This is a genomic window from Maricaulis maris, assembly GCF_049116555.1.
GTDB classification, from domain to species: domain Bacteria; phylum Pseudomonadota; class Alphaproteobacteria; order Caulobacterales; family Maricaulaceae; genus Maricaulis; species Maricaulis maris_C.
This window is the reverse complement of sequence record NZ_JAGDYT010000001.1, coordinates 416687-436869: the sequence shown is the minus strand read 5'-3', so window position 1 is coordinate 436869 and position 20183 is coordinate 416687. Positions and strand designations below refer to the sequence as shown.

Genomic DNA, 20183 nt, shown 5'->3' with positions numbered 1-20183 from the left:
CGCTTATTGCCCCGGCGGTCGATCGGCCCGTCGCGCCGGAGGGGACCAGCCGGGACATACACAATTATTCTGCCCAGCCAGAAAAACCGGGGACAGCCAAAAAACTGGGGACACGTACCGCTTCTCAGACGTGGCTCGCCGCGCGGTCAGCCTGCGGGGAAGCAGGGCCTCGGACACTCCCGCGGCACGCGCGGATCCATCCATACATTCCTTGTCAGCCAGCGGGCCGCATCCGGTTTTCCAGGTCAAGGGCCGCAACGCGGCCGCTTCGCGGTTTCACCCTTGAGCTGGAAAACCGGATACGGCGAGGTCCCGGCAAGAGATGAATGGGATGTTGCGCGCCGCGGGCGCCTATGCCTGAAAGCCCGCCCCTTTTCCCCGGACGCGCGTCAGGGTGATCCTCGGAGATGCGAGGCACAACGCTAGCCAGACCGTTTCGTCGGCCCCGGGTCGTCGCCCGGGAAAAATGAAAACGGGCGGGCATCTCCACTTCCGCGCCACCCGCAGTGATCCGAATGTTCGGTATGGACGTAAGACCTTCTGAAGCGAAGGAGGACCACCATGACGACCCCCAAGGCCGCCACTGCACGTTCTGCCCACCCGTCTGCTGCCCGCGATGCGGGCGAACAACGTTTCGTCAAATCCGCCATGGCGCGGCCCCTGCTCTCCCGCGAGGATGAGAGCGATCTGGCCCGGCGCTGGCGCGATGATCGCGACGAGGTTGCCCTGCACGAATTGACCGAGGCCCACATGCGGCTCGTCATCGCCGTGGCTGCCAAATTCAAGCGCTATGGCCTGCCTTTTTCAGACCTGATCCAGGAAGGCAATATCGGCCTGATGAAAGCCGCCGAGCGGTTCGAGCCGGAACGTGATGTACGCTTCTCGACCTATGTCACCTGGTGGATCCGGTCCTGCATCCAGGACTATGTTCTGCGCAACTGGTCGATCGTCCGGACCGGGACCACATCGGCCCAGAAATCGCTCTTCTTCAATCTGCGTCGGATGCGGGCCCGCATCGGTGACCTGGAGGGCAGTTCGATCTCTCCGGAAAACCGCGAACAGATCGCCCGTGACCTCCGGGTTCGCGAGAGCGATGTCGACACAATGGTGATGCGTCTTGGCGCCTCGGATCGCTCGCTCAACGCCCCGGTCGGCGATGAGGACAATTCCCAGTGGCAGGACTTCCTGGTCGACGAAAATGCGGCACCGGAAGTCGAGGTCATGGAGTCAACCGACAGTCAGAAACGGTCGGCCTGGCTTGGTCAGGCGATTGAGGGGCTCAATCCCCGCGAGCAGTTCATCATCCGCGAACGCCGCCTCACCGAAGAGGGCTCGACCCTGGAAACACTGGGTCAGACACTCGGCATCTCCAAGGAACGGGTCCGCCAGATCGAAAGCGCTGCCCTCGCGAAATTGCGCACCCATTTGTGCAATGCCGTCGGCGACCCGGTCGAGGCTGGCCTGATCCCCAGCCAGTAAACGTCACCGACTATCCCTCGCCAACACGGTGGCGACGGTGTCGCGGAGCCCTCCTTCCGCGGCACCGTCAGCCTGCTCGGCAGCGGACCGCACCATTTCCCGGGCCAGACTGCCGCCGTGACCGTCAGCGGGGCCGCGCCTCGCCGGGATCCTCCGCCACAATTTCCAGCCGCGCACTATGGTCCAGCCGGATCATCGGTCCGTTTTCCTCGACCAGCCAGCCACGCACCCGGACGCGGTGCCCGAGCAAGGCCTCCGGCCCAAGATTGGCATCGATGAAATCCTGGCTGTCAGCCGCGTCGATCCGCACTGTGAAGTCGCTGCGATAATCCGATCCGAAATTGAGATAGATGCGCCCCGAGTCGAGCCGGACGGCATCCGTAACCCGTCCCTCCACGATCTGGGACGAGCCGATATCCTGAGCGCGGGCATCGGGATGGGTGTCGCGGATTGCATGCTCCGGATCGCCCCACATCCCCAGGCGACGACGTCGTGCCTCGGCCTCGAGGATGAGCAATGTGGCGGCCTGCGCCTGATTGTCCGCATGGCTCATCACGCGGGCCAACCCCACAGCAACAAGGCGGGCCTGAACCCAGGCCAGCGCCTCGCCGTCCGCACCCGTCTCACCCTCCGACGTCACCGCGGACACATGCGCCAACGCCCTGTCATAGCGGTCCCGCCGCAGACCGGAATACGTCAGCGATAGCTGCCGGCCTTCCAGCCAGTCGGCCAACCAGGCTTCCGTCTGCTCCGGCACCGGCGTGTCGACCTCCGCCAGACGGACTTCCAGACGGCCATCAGCGGTTTCCAGTTGGAGGGTCAACGCACCGGCCATGCCGAGGAAGCGCCCCGCCTCCCCCGCCTCTCCTTGCGGTGGCGGGACGGCGGGCATGGCCGGGACACCGTCCGGCGCGACACCCAATTCATCGATTGCCTGGATGAGCGTCAGGGCGGGCCCGTCAGGGGCTTGATGGGCAGGCCCGAACAGGGAGGCACCCGGACCGGTTTCGGGGTGGGTGTCCAGCGCGTCTTCCGGTGCCGCTGCGGTTGGACCACAAGCGGCGAGACCCAGGACGAGACAAACAGATCGATGCATCACTGCACCTCCTTTTCTCGCCCCTTGCTGACCCTGATCATTCCATACACTTTATGGTTGCATACCTCAAGTCCATGCTGGCGGAAAACACACCGAATGCGCCGCCGTTTACCATTCCGTTTACTATCTCGCGCTAAATCTGATCGCCAATCTCTCAGCTAGGGACACCCCTTCGATGAACGCCTACGCTTATACCGATGATGCCGCTGCCCCCATGGGCGCCACGACCGACGCTCACGCCATCGCCGAAGCCGTTGGCGAATCCGCGGCGCGCGCCTCCCAAGGCGCCGAAGCAGCGCAGGTGGCCCGCGATGCGATGAACCAGGTCGAGGAATCCAGCCAGGTGCTCGAGCGCCGGGTCGAAGCCCTGACCGATGCCTCCCAGCGAATCAATGCCATCCTTTCAACGATTGAAGCGATCGCCAGCCAGACCAATCTCCTGGCCCTGAACGCGACCATCGAAGCCGCGCGTGCCGGCGATGCCGGCCGCGGTTTCGCGGTCGTCGCCGGCGAAGTCAAAGCCCTGGCCGGTCAGACAGCCAAGGCAACCGAAGACATCGCGGCTCGGATCTCGGCCCTCGACAATGAAGTCAAGGAAATCCTCGACGGCGTGCGCGGCTCCGGCGAGTCGGTGGCCCGCGGCAAGGAAGCTGTCGACCAGATGACCGAAGCGACGCAGGAAGTGGCGCACCAGCTCAGCACGCTGCGCGAACAGGTTCGCTAGACCGCGATCGCTGACACACGCATGAAAGGGGCGGGCGCCGAAAGGCCCCGCCCTTTTGCGTTCTCGAGCGGCCTCCGGTCTGGTGACGCACCGGAACCCGACCGCGCTCATCGCCCACCATGTTGAGCTTTTCCGATCCCTCAGCAGCCCCGAACCCTGTATCGCCCGGCCGCCCCGCAACCGGTCGGGCAAGGCATGGCGCGCAGCGGGCGCTCCGGAAGCGGGACCCGAACCTGTGGTCTCGACGCCAACGCTCTGGTCATCACGGCGCAGACCGGGACGGTGAGGCTGGGCGGCGGTCTGGTGTTGTGGTTGAAGCCATCCGGGCCAAGAACACGCCTCTGGCAGCGCCTCCCCGTCAGCGCATCAAACGAGGCGCGACTTCCGGATTGTCTCCTCCGGCTCGGCAAGAAACTTGGCCAGGCCGTCAATCGGCAGCGGTTTGGACAGGAGGAAGCCCTGGACCCAGTCACTGCCAAGCAGTTTCAGAGCCGCAAAGTCGGTCTCGGTCTCAACCCCTTCGGCGACGACTTCCAGACCGAGATTGTGAGCCAGATCAATTGTTGACTTGATCAGCATGCGCCCGCGCGCATTGGCGTTCAGATTGGACACGAATTGACGGTCCAGTTTCAGCTCGTCGCTCGGGATCATTTGCAGATAGGCCAGCGAGGACTGACCGGTTCCATAATCATCGATCGATATCCGGGCGCCGGATTCGCGCCACATGTTCAGATGTTCGATGGCCTTTTCCGGATTGGTCATCACGGCCGTCTCGGTGATCTCGAACGTGATCGGCCCGCTGGCACTGACAATCAAAGCGCGCGCCTTGCGCGCGAAATCGGGATCGCCCACCAGGGCACCCGAGATATTGATCGCGACGGAGATCGGCTTGCCCTCGGCCAGAAGGCGCTTCTGATCCGCTATACTCTGTCGGATCACCCATTCGGTGAAGGGCCGGATATGCCCGGTTTCCTCGGCCTGGGGGATGAACTGATCCGGCGAAATGAAGCCGCGCTCGGGGTGGAACCAGCGGCTTAGCGCTTCCACGGCTTCAAACCTGCCGGTGCGCACTTTGAGCTTGGGCTGATAGTAGAGCGACATCTCGCCCTTCTCGGTCGCCCGCATCATTTCGCTCATCAGGGACAGGTTCGCGGCAGGATTGCCGTACAATTCCTTGTCGAATTCAGCATGCGGCACATTGAGGTGGCGCGCCTGGTCGATGGCCAGATGAGCCTGACGCACAGCCGTCTCCGGGTCGCTGTCGCAGGCCAGACCACACACGATACCGACATCAATATTGAGATCGTCGACTTGCACCGCGGTTTCGAACAGTCCGGCAACACCCCGGGCCACGGCATTGGCCTCGCGCGTGTCGGCGGAAGGCTGCAGCAACCCGAAAAGACCCGGCAGGAGCCTGTAGACCGTCACCGGATGCGCACCTCCGGCAAGGCGCGCCGCGACGGCCTGCTCGAAGCGCGAGTAAACGCGATAGCCGAGGGCGCCAGACAGATGCTTGCGACGTTTGATCTGTGCCGAGATGACCACCGGCGCCTCGCCTGTCTCGGCCGTGACCTTCGCCAGGTCGCGAAGCATGGCCGCGTGGGTCGGCAGCCCTGTGCTCGCATCCGTATAGAGACTTTCCGACAATGCCATCGCCTTCGCGCGCGCGACGCGGCTTCTCGCGAACACGATGCCGGCGATGCAGATGCAACCCGCCCCCAGACCCAGGGCGATCATCGTATTCCGGGCCTGGCGCGCCCGCGCCAGTTCGAGCGCCTGTTCGAGGCCCTCAGAGCGCAATTGCTGGATCTCGAGTTCCTGTTCTGTGAAATCGAACTGGGCGCCGACGAGGGCGCTGTTGGCCGAGCTCGCGAAGGCCGCACGCTCATCGGTGAGGCGCTTGAAGGCCTGCAGATGAGCATAGGCGGAGACCCAGTCACCATGCGCGGCATATATCTCGGCAGCGCTGCCGTGCAATTCGGTATAATTCTGCGAAGTGGTTTCGACATCGACATCGCGGAAAGCCACGCTCAGGAAGCGGACAGCGCGCCGGGAATCCCCGCGACCGAAAGCGATCTGGGCCCGAACGCCCCAGAAGAAGCGGACCCATTCGAACGTGCCATCATCCTCAACCAGGGCGAAGGCGGCATCAATAGACGCTTCCGCGCCGTCATAATCGGCCTGTTCCAGCTGCATGTTGGACAGATTGTTGAGCACGCGCGCCTCGAGGATGGCGCTGCCCATCGTATTGGCCAGGGTCCGAGCCTGCTCGAAGGAACGGGCGGCCTCGTCATAGCGTTCAAGCTGGGTCAGAGCGTTGGCGAGATTATTGTGGGCGGCGAGGTCCAGCGAGGGATCCTGATAGCGCTCCAGCGCATTCTGGAAATACTCCACCGCGCGCTCATATTGCCTGGCATCGGTATAGATGGACGCCATGGACTGGAGCGCGATCGACTCGCTGCGGCTTTCGCCCAGATCACGATAGATCTCATAGGCGCGCTGATAATTTTCCAGCGCATCGCCGTGCTCGCCCAGCACTTTCTCGATTCGCCCGAGCGAGGTGAAGATGTCCGCCAGGAGTTTGGTCTCGCGCGGCGCCTCGCCCAGACGCGACTGTGCCGCGAGCGCGATCGGATAAGCCTCCTCGGCACGCCCCATTCGGGTCAGCGCCTCGGACTGAAGCCACCAGGCCGTCGCCATCGCTTCATCGCGCTCATTAATCATGAGGCGGCGGGCCAGATCCTCGGCACGTTCTGAGAGTGACAGGGCGGCCGTCGGATCACGCATCATGGCGGCTTGCGACGCGCTCACGGCGTCCGCGAAGCTCTCTATACCTTCGGATTCTTGTGCGCGCACATCCATAGGCGCCAGAGCCAGGGTCAGGCTCAGGACGAATGCAATCACCGCCAGTGGGTTTGCGAGCAAACGCACAAATACTCTCCGAACGCGTCGTTTGGACGGGTTTGATGCTTACCTCTACCAGCGCAGGCTGAAGGAATAGCTAATTTGGCCCACCGGCAGACCCACCGGCGGGCCTGTCGCCCAAACGAAAAGGGCCGCCGGCTTTCGCCGACGGCCCTCTTTCAAGGCGCTGCCGAGTGGATCAGAAGCGCATTTCGAAGCGGACACCGCTGGTCGCGGCGGAGAACTCGGAGACCTGCTCATCACCGGACAATTGCTGGCGACTGAAAAGGCTCACGCGTCGATCCGAAGAGCCCAGCTCGGTCACGTAGATGACCTCGGCATAGACGGGACGGCGGCCACCCAGCTCCCAGACATCGCTCTCGACAGCGAGTTCGCCGGTCTCACGATCGGTGACTGCCATGCCGGTATAGCTCAGCGCACCGCTTTCGATATGGAGCGGCTGAACCATGCTGAACCGGACACCGTCAGCGTTCGAGAACAGGGCCTCGTACCGGACCGAGACCTGGGCCGCAGTGCTGTCGATACGATCGGCAATGTCCAGCAGTCCACCATCAAAGGCGGTGGTCCGCGTCTGGGCCATGGTCACCGAGGCACTCAGCCCGATCCGCGAGGATGGCTGGGCGTCGACACCAAAGGTCAGTGCGGTCGTGTCCGCACCGCCCTCAAGGGCCAGAATACTGCTGCCCTGGGCACCGAGCAGACCGCTCGCCTCATGCAGCTGCGTCAGCGAGCCATTGACCGTGACACGGTCACTCAGCGGATAGCTGAGATCGAGATTGGCAGCGAAGGCCTGATAGGGTGCGACACCATCAAACAGGGCGCGTTCCTCACCAGTCCCCGGCATGACAAAGAGCGCCTGCTCATAGGTCGTTGTGACACCGAAAGAGAGCTCCAGATCACCGAGCAGGTCGACGGTGCTGGCTGCATAGGCACCGCCCGAGGCAAAGCCGAGAACCGGATTGACGCCGCCGCTCTCCGGACGATGGTCCGAGAAGAGGTTGAAGCCGGCCTGGCTGGACAGCGCCAGAGCGCCCTCACCCACACCGAATGTCATGGAGCGGCCGCTCTCCGTATCGGTCAGCTCGACACCGGCATGGAAGCCGAGTTCACGGGCATAGCCGACATTGGACGGATCCAGGGTGGAGGCCGTGGCCGTCACCATCAGATTGCCGCGCTGGGACAGGACCTGCGACGCACGGCTGATATCCGAGAAACTCGTCCCGTTCAGCGACGCGCCGGTCCGCTCATAGATATATTGTTCGGCGTAGGCATTGGCGACCGATTCCGAGAGCGAACTCCCGACAATCAGATCGTCCACCGAGATCGTGAAGTCCCGGAAGCTGTCGCCGATATCCTCGAACACCGTGACATGGTTCCGATTGGCATAGCGCAGGGACAGGCGACCACCAGTGATCATCAGACTGTCGGCCGCGACGCGTCGAGAACGGCGGTCATAGGCATAGAGGTCCGACGCGTTGAGTGGCGACATCGCACCGGCAACATCCAGCATGCCACGGCCATAAACCGGATCCACACCCGGCTCGCCCAGATCACGCGCCGACAACAAAATGGCATCCGCAACTTCACTGCCGTCGAGCCAGAACCACTCGCCCTTGACCAAGGCGGCGGCGCCCGCGACCAGTGGTGCCGCGAAGGATGTGCCCGACGCCCGCGTCACTCCGCCCTCGCCATCATTGACCAGCAGCAACTCACCTGGCGCGACCACGAAACGGTCCATGAGCCGGTATCCCGGTTGACACTCCCCATTCACCAGGAGGCAGGCCTCACCGGGGCGGTTGGAGAAGGACGAGATATTGCCCAGGGGGTCGACGGAGCCGACCAAGATCAGATTGTCGACCACGGACACGCCGGTCCAGTTGAGATTTCGGGTTTGGGTGAGACCATCATTTCCAGCCGCAATCACGAAGGTCAGAGTGTCGGCCCGGCGAGCGACAGCCCGATGCATGAAGACCCGTCTCCACTCGCGATGCAGGGTCCATCCCGGCACGCCCAGAGACATATTGATGATTTTTGCGCCGCCTCTGGAGAGCGACCGAACACCCAGCGCAACATCGCGCCAGCTGGCGGTGTGAGTTTCATCGAAAGGATTGTAGAAGCGCATCGCCGCATGCGGGGCGACACCCATCACTCCAGTGCCGTCCACCGGCGCACCGATCAGGCTGGCGACGGCATTGCCGTGATTGACATTGAGGTAGTCGCGCTCGCCGAGCTGGCCGCGGAAACTGCCGCCATCGACCGAATTCACGCTGAAATCGAGCACGCCGACGGTCGGCGTGTAACCGCGGTCATAGCGCGCGGCCAAGGCAGGAGACCAATTGATGGCCGGCATCCAGTGATCGACATGATCAACGCCGGAGAAATTCATCAGGCTGTCGTAGAACATCAGGAAGAATTCGGAGCGCTCACCGACTGTTACGTCTCCGAGGCTGTCGGGGTTGCCGAGATCAATGCCGAAGCGTTCCAGTAACTCATCCAGAAAAGCTGCATCCATGCTCTCGCCGGTCTGGGCCAGGATGGCGGCGCCAAAGACCTGCTCGGCCTGGTCGAAGACGGACGACATCTCACTCGCGATTGACGTGAAGTTACCGTCAATGGCGGCAGTGCGATTCCATTCGGTGTTGAGGTCGCCCCAGACCGGACCGATGTCCTGCCAGAAGGGGTTGATGTCACCCCAGAACGGATTGATGTCACCACCGAAGGGGTTGATATCGCCCCAGAACGGATTGATGTCCCCGCCGAAGAAGGGATTGATGTCCCCGCCGAATGGATTGATGTCGCCCCAGAAGGGATTGATGTCGCCCCAGAAGGGGGAGATGTCCCCGTAGAAGGGATTGATGTCACCCCGGAAGGGATTGATGTCTCCCCGGAAGGGATTGATATCACCGTAGAAGGGATTGATGTCCCCGCTATAGGGATGAAGAAAGGTGTCTTGATTGCCGTCATTCTCGTCGGAATTCTGCGCGTATGCAGGCATCAATGCCCCTGTCAGGGACATGAGCGCTATCGCCGCAGCTCCGGAATTCAAATACTGACGCATGAGGACCCTCCTAGCCCAATTTCAAGCGTCCACTATTCCCGTCTTGCGTTTCGCCCGCCCTAATAGACGTTGTAAACAAACGCTTAATTGGGCCAATGGTTACCAAAGGGTGGCCAGGATGGACGGCGAACGACGGAGAGCGGCAAGTCGGCGGCCAGCGATGGGAAACCCGCAAAAGACCGCCCTTCGCGCTTGCGTCAGCTTTTCAACTATTCCAGTTAAGCACCCTGGCAGGCCCCGTAGCTCAGTCGGATAGAGCAACGGATTCCTAATCCGTAGGCCACTGGTTCGAATCCAGTCGGGGTCACCAGACTTTCCGGTTCACGGAAACCGGCCGATCTCAGGTGAGCGTCGCCATGTCGATGACGAAGCGGTACTTCACATCGCTTTTGAGCATGCGCTCATAGGCCTGGTTGATATCCGCCATGGCGATCATCTCGATATCCGACTCGATGCCGTGCTCGGCACAAAAATCGAGCATTTCCTGGGTCTCGGCGATCCCGCCAATGGCGGACCCGGCGATCGAGCGGCGCTTGGCAAGGAGGCGACCGACCGAAGGAGAGGGATGAGCCTCATCCGGCACACCAACCAGGACCAGGGCTCCATTGACCTTCAGGCAATCGAGATAGGGGTTGAGATTGTGCGAAGCGGCAACCGTGTCGAGAATGAAGTCGAGCGTATAGCGCTCGGCTTTCATCTGGTCGCGATCCTTCGAGATCACCACCTTGGACGCGCCGAGACGCTTGGCATCCTCGACCTTGCCCGGCGACGTGGTGAAAAGGACGACTTCCGCGCCCATCGCCTTGGCCAGCTTCACGGCCATATGGCCCAGCCCGCCAAGCCCAACAACGCCGACTTTCTGCCCCGGGCCGACCTTCCAGTGGCGCAGCGGGGAATAGGTTGTGATGCCGGCACACAGAAGCGGCGCCGCCCCGGCGCGATCAAGCGTGTCCGGAATACGCAGGACAAAGCTCTCCTTCACGGTCACGCGCTGGGAATATCCGCCGAAAGTGTGGGTGCCGTCGGGAAGGCGGCCATTATAGGTGCCCGTTGAACCGGTATCGCAATACTGCTCCAGCCCCTCATCGCAATGACCGCAGGTGCCACAACTGTCGACCAGGCAGCCAACCCCAACCGTATCGCCCGGCTTGACCTTGCTGACCGAGGCCCCGACCGCCGCCACCGTGCCGACAATCTCATGACCGGGAACACAGGGGTAGATCGTGTTTTTCCAGTCATTCCGGGCCTGATGCAGATCGGAATGGCAGACCCCGCAATGGGTGATCTCGATCAGGACCTCGTGCGGACCGGGTTCACGCCGCTCGAAAGAGATCGGGGCCAGATCGGTGTCGGCGGACTGGGCGGCATAGCCAAGGGATTGCGGCATGGATCGGCTCCGTTTCGATGCTTCGGTATGGAAGTTTAAGCCAGCCGCGCCAAAAACCAAGGGGCAAAGACGGCCTAGCCGGCCGGTGCCAGCGCGATAATCCCCGCCTGTCCGCCGAATTGCCCGCTCTCGCCGCGATGGTGCGACCGCCTTGCCGAAAAGAGCCGCTCTGTCTCGGCATAGGTGCAAAGCCGTGACCGCCAGATCGCCGCCTCGGGGAGACCGGCCATGACAAGCTGACGGCGACAGGCCTCGCCCACATCGAGATTGGCCCCACCTTCCGGATCACGCGGCGACAGGATGCCGCCGGTAACATCGAAAACCGCCTCGAACTCCGCAACGACCTCCGGCCCGACCCGGTAATTGACCGCCGAGATGGATGGCCCGATCGCTGCGAGAAGCCGGGCCGGGTCGGTACCATAGGCGTCGGTCATCGCCGCCACTGTCGTCGCGGCGATATTCTGCACAGTGCCACGCCAGCCGGAATGGATCGCCGCCACCGCCCGGTGCGCGGGATCAAACAGCAGGATGGGTGTGCAATCAGCCGTCTGACAGGCCAAACCGATGCCCGGTCGATCGGTCATGAGAGCGTCGCCCTCACCCACCGCCTGGTCGCCCTTCGGCGGCCCGTCCACGCGCAGCACGGTGCGGCCATGGACCTGATTGGCGAAGGCCAGCGCATGCAAACCCAGCGCCTGGCGGACCGCTTCGCGATTGGCTGCCACATGTGCGGCCTGGTCGCCGCGCGACCGGGTCAGATTGAGCGAGGCATGGACGCCGTCGCTCTCGCCGCCCGGGCGCGTGGTGAAGGCGTGGACCAGGCCTGGATGGTCGAGCGCCTCGGCACGAATGAAATCGAGTGTCATGGCCGAAATCCTACCCGGTCACGACCCAGATCAAAGCCTTTTCCGGTCAGACGGATATCGGCGATCAACGCCTCGAAACCGGACCAGTCATCGGCGTCCGCGATCGACGCCCAACAGGCCTCGACCGCATCTATGACCAGATCCACCGGATCGGCGCGCTCGAACAGGGGGTGGGCCAGACGGTCCGGACGGACCGGCTCATGCGCCAACAAGGCGGCCTGCCAGACCTCGAATGCCTCCCCGGCATAGGCGTGGGCCCGGGGGCCGGCCAGGGCCCGCCTGGCCGAGGCTTCCCCGCAGAACCAGTCATGGAAGGGCGCCTGCCAGCCCATCCTCGAGGTCTCCATGAAGGCGAGAAAGCTGCGCACCAGGGCCTCGTCGGCCTCCTCCCCGGCCGACGCCACACCAAAGCGGCGCAGGAAGGCGTCGAGCAGGGCCTCGCGATAGAGGGTCGGGAATGTATTGAGCGCAGCCTCGAGGGTCGGTCGCTCACCGACTAGCGCCAGGGCATTGGCCAATTGCTGCAACGCCCAGAACACCGCCTCGGGCTGGCGCGCGAAACTGTAAATGCCCTGCTGGTCAAAATAGGCCGCGGTAAAGCCCGGCTCGTAATGCGGCAGGAAACGCCAGGGACCGTAGTCGAAGCTCTCACCGGTCAGATTGAGATTATCGGTATTGAGCACACCATGGACGAAGCCGGCCGGCATCCAGCCGGCGGCCAGGCCTGCACAGGCCGAAACCACAGCTTCCAGCAGCGCGGCGGGCTGGTCAGGCGCGCCCTCGAGATGCGGAAAATAGTGCGCAATGGCGTGATCGATCAATTGGCCAATCCGATCGCTCGCCCCCTCATGGGCGTGTCGCTGGAACGTGCCGAAGCGCAAGTGTGAATGCCCCAGCCGCGTGAGCACGGCCGAGCGGGTCGGAGAGGGTTCGTCATTGCGGGCCAGCTGCTCGCCGGTCTCGAAGACGCAAAAGGCCTTGGACGTGTAAACACCCAGCGCTTCCAGCATTTCGGCGGCCAATACTTCACGCACCGCGCCCTTCAGGGTCAGCCGGCCATCCCCGCCGCGTGACCAGGGGGTCTGGCCGGAGCCCTTGGTGGCGAGGTCGAGCAGGCGATCGCGATCATCCGTCACTTGCGCGAAGAGGAAACCGCGCCCATCACCGAGTTCGGGATTATAGGTGCGAAACTGGTGGCCGTGATAGCGCATCGCCCGCGGCGTCACCTGATTGTCCGGCAGGGGTTCAAAGCGCTGGAAATGCGCCTCGCGAGCGGCCGCATCGAGACCATCCAGCCCGATAGCCGGAGCCCAGCGACCATTCCAGAACCGTTCAATGGCGGCGGGGAAGTCCGCCGGCTCGACCGGATCGGAGAAATCATCGCCCAGACGGGCGAAGGCAGGGTTCGGGCGGTAGCGATCAGAAAAGCTCATGAGCGGGAGCTAAGCCCGACCGGGTCCGATTGCAAATCTCCGCTGCAAGCCTCAGCCACGCAGCCCGTCACCCAGGATCAGTGCCGTCTCATCGACCAGGCCCTTGGCGCCGGGCAGGATCGCGGTGAGATTGAAATAGGCGTGCGGCAATCCCTTGCCGATCTTGTAGGTCACCGGAATGCCCGCAGCCGCGAGACGATCGCGATAGGCCCGGCCTTCATCCAGCAACGGATCCAGCTCGGCCGCGACGATGTGGGCGGGCGGCAAACCGGCGAGGTCATTGTTCAGAAGCGGCGACACGGTCAGCTCGCTGGCCTGGTCCGCATCGCTCAGATAGGCGCGCACGATCTGATCGAGCGTGAAGCTGGAGAGGATATGACCCTCGAGAAGTTTCGGCCTTGGCTTGCGGCGCTCAACCAATTGCAAAAGCGGATATATGAGCAGCTGGAAGCAGATACGGTCGCGTCGCGACTGGGCCAGGATGGCCGCCAGACCGCCACCCGCGGAATCACCGGCGACCGCGATCCGGTCCGGCTGGGCGCCGACGGTTTCGGCGCCGGGGCCGCATAACCAGTCAAACGCCGCCAGACAATCCTCGACACCGGCTGGCCAGACATGTTCCGGCGCCAGGCGGTAGTCGATCGCCAGCACGCGATGACCGGACTTGGCCGCCAGTCGCCGACACAGGCGGTCATGGCTTTCCAGATCGCCGACAACATAACCGCCACCATGCATGTAGAAGGTGCACGGCCCGGGCTCATCCGCGCCATTGGGCCGATAGAGTCGCGCACGGCGCTCACCCTCGGCGCCCGGGACCATCAGATCACGCACCTCGGCAAGGTCTGGCGGGCGCACATCCATATGCGGGGTCGCCGCGAGCAGGGCTTCGCGCATCCGCGGCGCCGCGCGAGCGGGCTCGAGCGGGTCCTGCAATCCGAATTTCGAGAAGGCCTCAGGCCAATTGGGCGTGTCCATAGCTTTCGGTTAGCACGGGCTCGCCGCGCCGCAAACGCGGCATTTGCTCTCGCCGGGCCCCAAGACGGACCTAGTGGACCGTGACACCGGCTTCGCGATCGAGGCGGCCGGCCAGCGCGTCTTCCATCACCGAACGCAGGGCGCGCCAGGCGTCAGCGCTTTCCGGCAGACCCTGACCGTCCAGGTCACTGACCGCCTCATCGGCGTAACCGATCGCCTGAGCGCCATGCAGATCGACCATGGTCCAGGCGATCTGGTGGATGTCTTGGGCGGTGATTTGCACGTGCGGGGTCATTCAGGGCTCCTGCCGGATGGGGCTGTCTCGATCAGGAAGAGCAATCTGCGGGCCAGCCGGACACCGGATTTATATCAATAAAATCATGGCCTTGAGTTTTCCACAGATCGGCGCGCCCTGCCCTGCGGTCGAATTTGCCGAGTCTTTCTGGCCGGGTAGCTGTCAGGCGCGTTTGCGGCCCGGTGCATACCCGCCGCCCTCGAGATAGGCGACTTCCTCCGGCGTCGAGCGTCGCCCCAACGCCTCATTTCGATAGGGGAAGCGGCCAAACTGGCGGATCACCTCGCGATGCTTGATCGCATGGTCGCGCGTCCCGCTACCCGACAGGCGCTCCTCCGCCAGTTCAATGCAGAGGTCCTGGTCGGCGATATCCTCGGAGTGCATGAAAGGCATGTAGACGAAGGCGCGTCGCGCCTCCGGGATGACCCAGTCATAGCCGTTATCGACCATCTGCCAGGCGAGATGGCGAGCCAGGTCATCATGCGCAAAGGCATGGCCCGAACCGCGCCATATATTGCGGGTGAACTGGTCGAACATGAGGATCAGGGCGAACTGGCCATAGGCGGTGTCCTCCCAGGGATGACCGCTCTGCCACCACAGGCGCGCATTGTCTTCCACCGCCCTGGCAAACAGGCGGCGCACCCGCGCATCGAAACCCGGCGAGGCCGCATACCAGCGTTTGGGGCCCGCCGTTTCGAACCAGAAATCTATGACCTCGTCGATGGTCGGATCAGCAATGCTCATACGCGCAGGCTACCGGACTGAACGGCGTCGTACAGCTCCGGGGTCAGCGGCACATATCGACCCTCGCCGGGATGATCGAGCAGGATCGGGTCACTCACCCTGGCCGGATCAAAGCCTTCCTTGACCAGGTCCACCTTGCGGAATTTGAACGTGCCTGTCGTATCGGTCTGCGGCTGCAGCCGCAGGAAGAGCGGACGTGCATAGGCCGGCAATGCGTTGTGGACGTGGGCGTGCAAGGCCTCGAGATCGAGCGGACGCGCCACGTCGGTGACCAGGGCCGCCATGCCAGCACGGCCGGAATGGCCCTTGACTTCAATGCCATAGACATTGGCCTGCTCAACGCCTTCAAAGACCAGCGCCTCGGCAACCTCGCCCGTGGCGACATTTTCCGACTTCCAGCGGAACGTGTCACCGACCCGGTCGACGAAATAATAGTAGCCCAGCTTGTCGCGTGACATGAGATCGCCGGTCCGAAACCAGGCATCGCCTTCGGCATAGACGTCGCGCAACACCTTCTTCTCGGTGTCTTCCTTCGAGCCATAACCGTCAAAGCGGAAACGCGCATCCTTCGGATCGATCCGCCCGATCGCCTCGCCGACCTCGCCCGGCTCACAGGGGATGCAGCGCCCCTTCGTGTCGCGCAGCGGCATTTCCGCATCGAGGTCGAATTTGACCAGGTCGATGTTGAAACGGTGTTTGAGATAATTTGGAACACGACCGACAGCGCCGGGCTGGTTGTAGGCATTCACCAGGCCGACATTGCCTTCCGTGGACCCGTAGAACTCAACGATATCAGGCAGTGCGAAACGCCTCTGGAAAGCCTCCCAGACATCACGGCGCATGCCATTGCCGATCGCGCAGCGCAGGGTGTGATCCTTCTCCTCAGCCACTTCCGGCGAATTGATCAGGAAGCGGCACAGCTCGCCGACATACATGAAGAGGGTCGCCTTGAAGCGCTTCACATCGGGCCAGAAGGCCGAGGCCGAGAAGCGCGGCCGGATGACCAGCGATCCACCGAAGGACAGCGCACACCCGACACCGCACAAGCCGCCGGTCGCATGATAGAGCGGCAGGACCATCATCATCCGGTCTTCCGGCGACGCCTTGGCAATGATGGCGAAGATGTTGAGATAGTAGAGTGCGCGGACATGCGTCATCAGCGCAGCCTTCGGCAGGCCGGTCGTGCCGCTGGTGAACATTTTCAGCACCGGGGCTTCCGGTGTCACATCCGCGCGCACCGACAGGTCAGGGCGGCGATCGCTGACCGCTTCAAGCGCAGGTGCCAATTCCTGTGCGCCCTCGATTGCCCCGTCGACAGACCAGGCCGAAATCTCTCCAATGCCGCACGCCCGCGCAGCGCCATAGGCGTCCGCCAGCTCGGCTTCGACAATGGCGTGTTGGGTGTCACCAATGGTCAGGCAATGGGCCAGCGATGCGCCGGTCAGCTGGTTGTTGATCAGCGAGGTCACGACCCCGACCTTGGACAGACCGAACCAGGTCGCGATGTACTCCCAGCGATTGGTCATGAAAAGGGCGACCGTATCGCCCGGCGTCAGGCCTTGATCGAGCGCCCAGTGGGCTATGCGATTGGCGTAGGCTTCAAACTCGCGATAGCTGATCTCGCCGTCATCGAGGATGGCCATGGGCCGGTCGGGATATCGGTCGACGGTGGCTTCGATATGGTCCGCCACGCGCAGGCCCGATCCTGCGCCCACTTTTCTCACCGTGCTCAGCACTGGCAGCATGCTCGTTACAAAATTGAACTCGCGCGCAATCGCGCCCAGCATGCCCATCCTGTCGACCTCCCATTATCTTTCTTGCGCGAGACGATATGGGGCGCCCTCGCCCGGTCAAGCAAGGCCAGACGCTGACGCCGCAAGTGTGATCACATGTTTCAAAAGATTACCGAGGATCCCCGCGTCAAGCGAGGGGCGGCCGAAAGCCTAGCGACGGCTGAGCGTGCCCTGGCGACCGGTCTCGGACAGCATGGCCAGACAGACCGCCAGCAAGGGCAAATCCTTGAGCAGGAAATGACCCGCCCGCCCCAGCGCCGGGAAACCGCCCAGCTCGCCCGCCCAGCTGCCCGGGAAGGTGATCAGGAAGCTCAGGGTCAGGATGAAAGTGAATATCGCCAGGTAAAGCCCCATCCGGAACAAGGTCGTGTTGAACCAGTAGCCGATCAGTCCGACCACGGTGATCAGTTCGATCATGCCAATGAGATTGGACAGGGTCTGCAACGACATCAGGCCGAGCAGCCAGGCAAAGGCCGGCGAGGTCTGCACCAGCGGTTCGATGCCGGCGGCTTCGACCGCGGTAAATTTCATGCCGCCGATCCAACCCAGCACCAGAACCAGGCCCAGCCACATGACTGGCTGGCTCCACAGCCGCATGTCGGTATGCCGCTGGGCGAACATGCGGGAATTCTCGAAACTCCCGCCCCACAGGGACAGGCCCAGGATGGCGATGTATTTGAGAATGCCCTGGCCGGACCCGATGGCCGGAAAACCACCCGCCGCCTCGATCCAGACCGGATTGGTGAAGAGGACTGTCAGCGCCATCGCCGCATAAAGTCCGCTCATCGCAAAACCGATCCGACGGAAACTGCCCGACGGGATCGGGGCACCGATGAGAATGCCGGCAATGATCTGATAGACCCCGAGTGTCTTGGCCGCTGAGCCGGCTTGGCCGGCCAGGCCCGACAGAAAGGCATGCCCCTCGATCCAGCTGCCGGTGATCTGCGTCCCCACGGCGGTGAAATTCATCGCCCCGAACCACAGGAACATCACCGCCAGAGCAAGGCGGGCCACCAACAACGCATTTCCAGGCGACAGCAAGACACAGGCCTCCGTCCAGGCTCGAAACAGAAGGCTAGCACCAGCAAGGAGGACTGACGAGGGCCGATTTCAAGGACTTGATGACGATGCTGTCAGGTAGGCGGCTCAGCGCCATTCACGGCCAGTTGACAAAAAGCAAGAGCGAAGCGAATTGCCGTGTCACCAAGCCCGGCGCCCATGTGCCGCCCCGTCAGAGGCGTCCGCGACGCGTACGGCGGTGAGATCAGGAATGGTGCCCCTGGCCGGAGCAAGACCAATCTTGGTCACTCCGTGAAGCACTGAGTTTTCAGATCGTTACGCCATGCCGATCCGTGTGGCACACCGACTAATGTTGCTCTGCGTGTACCAGATCTCTGTGACACAGGGCAAGGCAGATCGGATTTTGTTCAGGAACCTGAGCGCCTATAAATGACAAGACCGGCGGCGTGTTCCCCCCCTTGGGGGCCCCGATAGGTCAGTCTTTCAACCCCCTATGCGTCGGCCGACCTAACATTGGCGCCACCCTCACGCCCTACAGTCTCATTTCCAGCGGCGCTGGCAACTACATCGCTTGCAACAAAACAAGACCGCCACCCGTTCCTACCGTTCTCCCTCAACGGGGGACTTGCCTCATTTCACTCCAAGCTTGTGACTTCAATAGCTTTCTTGGTATCGTTGAGGTTGTCCCCTCGTTCCCATGGATACAGCATGTCATTGTCCAACTTTCTCCTCCGCCCTGCTGTCTGGGTTCGTCGCAACCTCGCCTCGAAAGCCTCTGCTCGCTTCTTGGTAGTTCTCGTTGCCGTTTACTGGCTCGCCGCAGTGGCATGGGCATTCCTCTACGGGTTTGGTGTAACATTCATTGGCATTTACTGGGGTTACAACGGGGCCGGGTGGATCACACTCTCGTTGCTCTGGTTTATCATTGGCCCAATGTCACTCTATCTAGTTGCTTGCATAACTGGCTGGGTGCTTTCGGTCAGCGAGGCTGCGCCACCACCTCAATAGACCTTGCCCTAGTGACGCTCCCGGCCGACCTCCACAGGAGGCGTCACACAAGTCCCCGTTGACTTATGACGCCGCTAGCATCACAAGGTCAATCAACCTAGTGAGGCTGAGGAGCGACGCATGATCATCGGATACGCAAGGACATCGACTGCCGACCAAGAGGCTGGACTGGAGGCGCAGGTCAGGGACCTTGAGGCCGCTGGGGCTGACAAGGTCTTCTCCGAACAGGTCTCCGCCACGAAGAAGCGGGACGAGCTGAACAGCGCCATCGACTACCTCCGCGACGACGACGTGCTGGTGGTCACCAAGCTGGACCGCCTTGCCCGATCCATCCGTGACCTCATGGAGATCGTGGAGCGCGTCAGGGCGCGAGGAGCGGCCCTGCGTATCCTTGCCATGGACTTGGACACAGGTTCGGCCACCGGGAAGCTGATGCTTGGCATTCTCGGCTCCGTGGCCGAGTTCGAGCGCGAGATCATGCTGGAGCGCCAGCGAGAGGGTATCGCCAAGGCGAAGGCCGAGGGCAAATACAAGGGGCGCGCACCGACAGCACGGCGGAAGGCCAACGACGTCCTGCGGCTGCTTGGAGAGGGACTTACTGAGGCAGCGGTTGGCGAGGCCCTTGGCATCAGCCGGTCCAGCGTGCAGCGCATCAAGCGCGATCAATCTTGCTCGTTAGGCTCAACAAGCGGGTGATGTTGGACCGTTTGGCCGGGGAAATCGAGAGGCCCTGAAGCCGTGTTGGCTTGCCGTGCTTCGACTGACCGCGGTGGCATGGCGTAGTCCGGCAACGGCCGAGCGTCACCTCGTAGCCTGCTGAGTTCTATGGCTGGAGAGTTCCATCGATACCCCAACGCCGCCCGAACGTACTCAGCGAGATCAGACAAGTCGTTGCGCTCAAAAATGTGCGCGACGATGTAACTAGAGTCGACGAGGGCCACTGCTGGATCATCGTCCACTGTGAAGGCGTCCTGGAGGCTAATCGCTGCCGAGCATTGCCTCCCCGCACCGGCGACTGCAACTGTCATCATGATGAACTCGGCAGGGTACCGGCCGTTGCGAGATGGGGAGTGGAGGCGGACCGCTCGTCCGTCAGTCACTTGATCGACCACGTGGTCCAGATACACACGAACCACATCTGCATCATCGAAACAGCTGTCAGCGATGATGTAGTCCGCGATCACGGCATCAGGATGCAGGTTCGGCACCTCCGACTGAGCGGCAGCTTGCACAAGTGAATTGATCAGCAGGGTGGATAGCAGCATTAGTGTTCTCCAGATCGCTCGATATCTACGGCAGCTCCAAGGCTATACGATTGTGACCGCTCCGGGCAGTGGAGAGGCCACCATCAACGCGTTCGTAGCAGCGACGAGCGCGGTC

At 62.7% G+C, this 20183-nt stretch carries 15 protein-coding genes and 1 tRNA gene; 4 read left to right on the top strand and 12 right to left on the bottom strand.

The features are described from left to right. Positions 1–561 precede the first annotated feature (561 nt). Complete coding sequence (locus tag JXQ94_RS01940) at positions 562–1479, top strand: RNA polymerase factor sigma-32 (protein WP_421922139.1); 918 nt, start codon at positions 562–564, stop codon at positions 1477–1479. A 124-nt stretch (positions 1480–1603) separates the two neighbouring features. Here JXQ94_RS01940 and JXQ94_RS01935 read toward each other — a convergent pair whose 3' ends face one another. Continuing rightward, a complete protein-coding gene (locus tag JXQ94_RS01935; protein WP_421922138.1) occupies positions 1604–2575 on the bottom strand; it encodes a thermonuclease family protein in 972 nt (323 codons plus the stop codon). 175 nt (positions 2576–2750) lie between these two features. Between JXQ94_RS01935 and JXQ94_RS01930 the strand changes: the two genes are divergently transcribed. Beyond that, positions 2751–3299 carry a methyl-accepting chemotaxis protein gene (locus JXQ94_RS01930; protein WP_295695708.1) on the top strand — a complete coding sequence of 183 codons (549 nt, stop codon included), beginning with the start codon at positions 2751–2753 and terminating at the stop codon, positions 3297–3299. 366 nt (positions 3300–3665) lie between these two features. On the opposite strand, the gene JXQ94_RS01925 is transcribed toward JXQ94_RS01930, so the two are convergent. Together JXQ94_RS01925 and JXQ94_RS01920 are read right to left on the bottom strand one after the other, a co-directional pair. Beyond that, a complete protein-coding gene (locus tag JXQ94_RS01925; RefSeq protein ID WP_421922137.1) occupies positions 3666–6230 on the bottom strand; it encodes an EAL domain-containing protein in 2565 nt (854 codons plus the stop codon). A gap of 172 nt (positions 6231–6402) precedes the next feature. Continuing rightward, on the bottom strand, positions 6403–9282 hold the full coding sequence (locus tag JXQ94_RS01920; protein ID WP_421922136.1) for a S8 family serine peptidase: 2880 nt from the start codon (positions 9280–9282) through the stop codon (positions 6403–6405). A 233-nt stretch (positions 9283–9515) separates the two neighbouring features. Between JXQ94_RS01920 and JXQ94_RS01915 the strand changes: the two genes are divergently transcribed. After that, positions 9516–9592 (top strand) — tRNA-Arg (locus tag JXQ94_RS01915). Positions 9593–9622: 30 nt separating this feature from the next. On the opposite strand, the gene JXQ94_RS01910 is transcribed toward JXQ94_RS01915, so the two are convergent. From JXQ94_RS01910 to JXQ94_RS01875, 8 genes are all read right to left on the bottom strand, one after another. Then, a complete protein-coding gene (locus tag JXQ94_RS01910; RefSeq protein WP_421922135.1) occupies positions 9623–10669 on the bottom strand; it encodes an NAD(P)-dependent alcohol dehydrogenase in 1047 nt (348 codons plus the stop codon). 74 nt (positions 10670–10743) lie between these two features. Further along, positions 10744–11535: a peptidoglycan editing factor PgeF gene (gene pgeF, locus JXQ94_RS01905; RefSeq protein WP_421922134.1), complete on the bottom strand. Its 792-nt coding sequence runs from the start codon at positions 11533–11535 to the stop codon at positions 10744–10746. Continuing rightward, complete coding sequence (locus JXQ94_RS01900; RefSeq protein ID WP_421922133.1) at positions 11532–12968, bottom strand: protein adenylyltransferase SelO; 1437 nt, start codon at positions 12966–12968, stop codon at positions 11532–11534. Before JXQ94_RS01900 ends, pgeF begins: the two co-directional genes overlap by 4 nt. Before the next feature lie 51 nt (positions 12969–13019). After that, a complete protein-coding gene (locus JXQ94_RS01895) occupies positions 13020–13943 on the bottom strand; it encodes an alpha/beta hydrolase (protein ID WP_421922132.1) in 924 nt (307 codons plus the stop codon). Positions 13944–14013: 70 nt separating this feature from the next. Then, positions 14014–14238 carry a hypothetical protein gene (locus JXQ94_RS01890; RefSeq protein ID WP_295696175.1) on the bottom strand — a complete coding sequence of 75 codons (225 nt, stop codon included), beginning with the start codon at positions 14236–14238 and terminating at the stop codon, positions 14014–14016. Positions 14239–14400: 162 nt separating this feature from the next. After that, positions 14401–14982: a DUF924 family protein gene (locus JXQ94_RS01885; protein WP_421922131.1), complete on the bottom strand. Its 582-nt coding sequence runs from the start codon at positions 14980–14982 to the stop codon at positions 14401–14403. Beyond that, entirely contained in the window at positions 14979–16775 is a 1797-nt protein-coding gene (locus JXQ94_RS01880; protein ID WP_421922130.1) for a long-chain-acyl-CoA synthetase, read from the bottom strand. The genes JXQ94_RS01885 and JXQ94_RS01880 overlap by 4 nt, the downstream gene beginning before the upstream one ends. A 150-nt stretch (positions 16776–16925) precedes the next feature. Beyond that, entirely contained in the window at positions 16926–17789 is an 864-nt protein-coding gene (locus JXQ94_RS01875) for a YkgB family protein (protein ID WP_421922129.1), read from the bottom strand. A gap of 1134 nt (positions 17790–18923) precedes the next feature. Between JXQ94_RS01875 and JXQ94_RS01870 the strand changes: the two genes are divergently transcribed. Then, positions 18924–19499, top strand: a complete 576-nt coding sequence (locus JXQ94_RS01870) for a recombinase family protein (protein WP_421922128.1) — start codon at positions 18924–18926, stop codon at positions 19497–19499. Here JXQ94_RS01870 and JXQ94_RS01865 read toward each other — a convergent pair. Then, a complete protein-coding gene (locus tag JXQ94_RS01865) occupies positions 19466–20068 on the bottom strand; it encodes a hypothetical protein (RefSeq protein ID WP_421922127.1) in 603 nt (200 codons plus the stop codon). The two genes, JXQ94_RS01870 and JXQ94_RS01865, sit on opposite strands and share 34 nt — an antisense overlap. Positions 20069–20183: the final 115 nt, after the last annotated feature.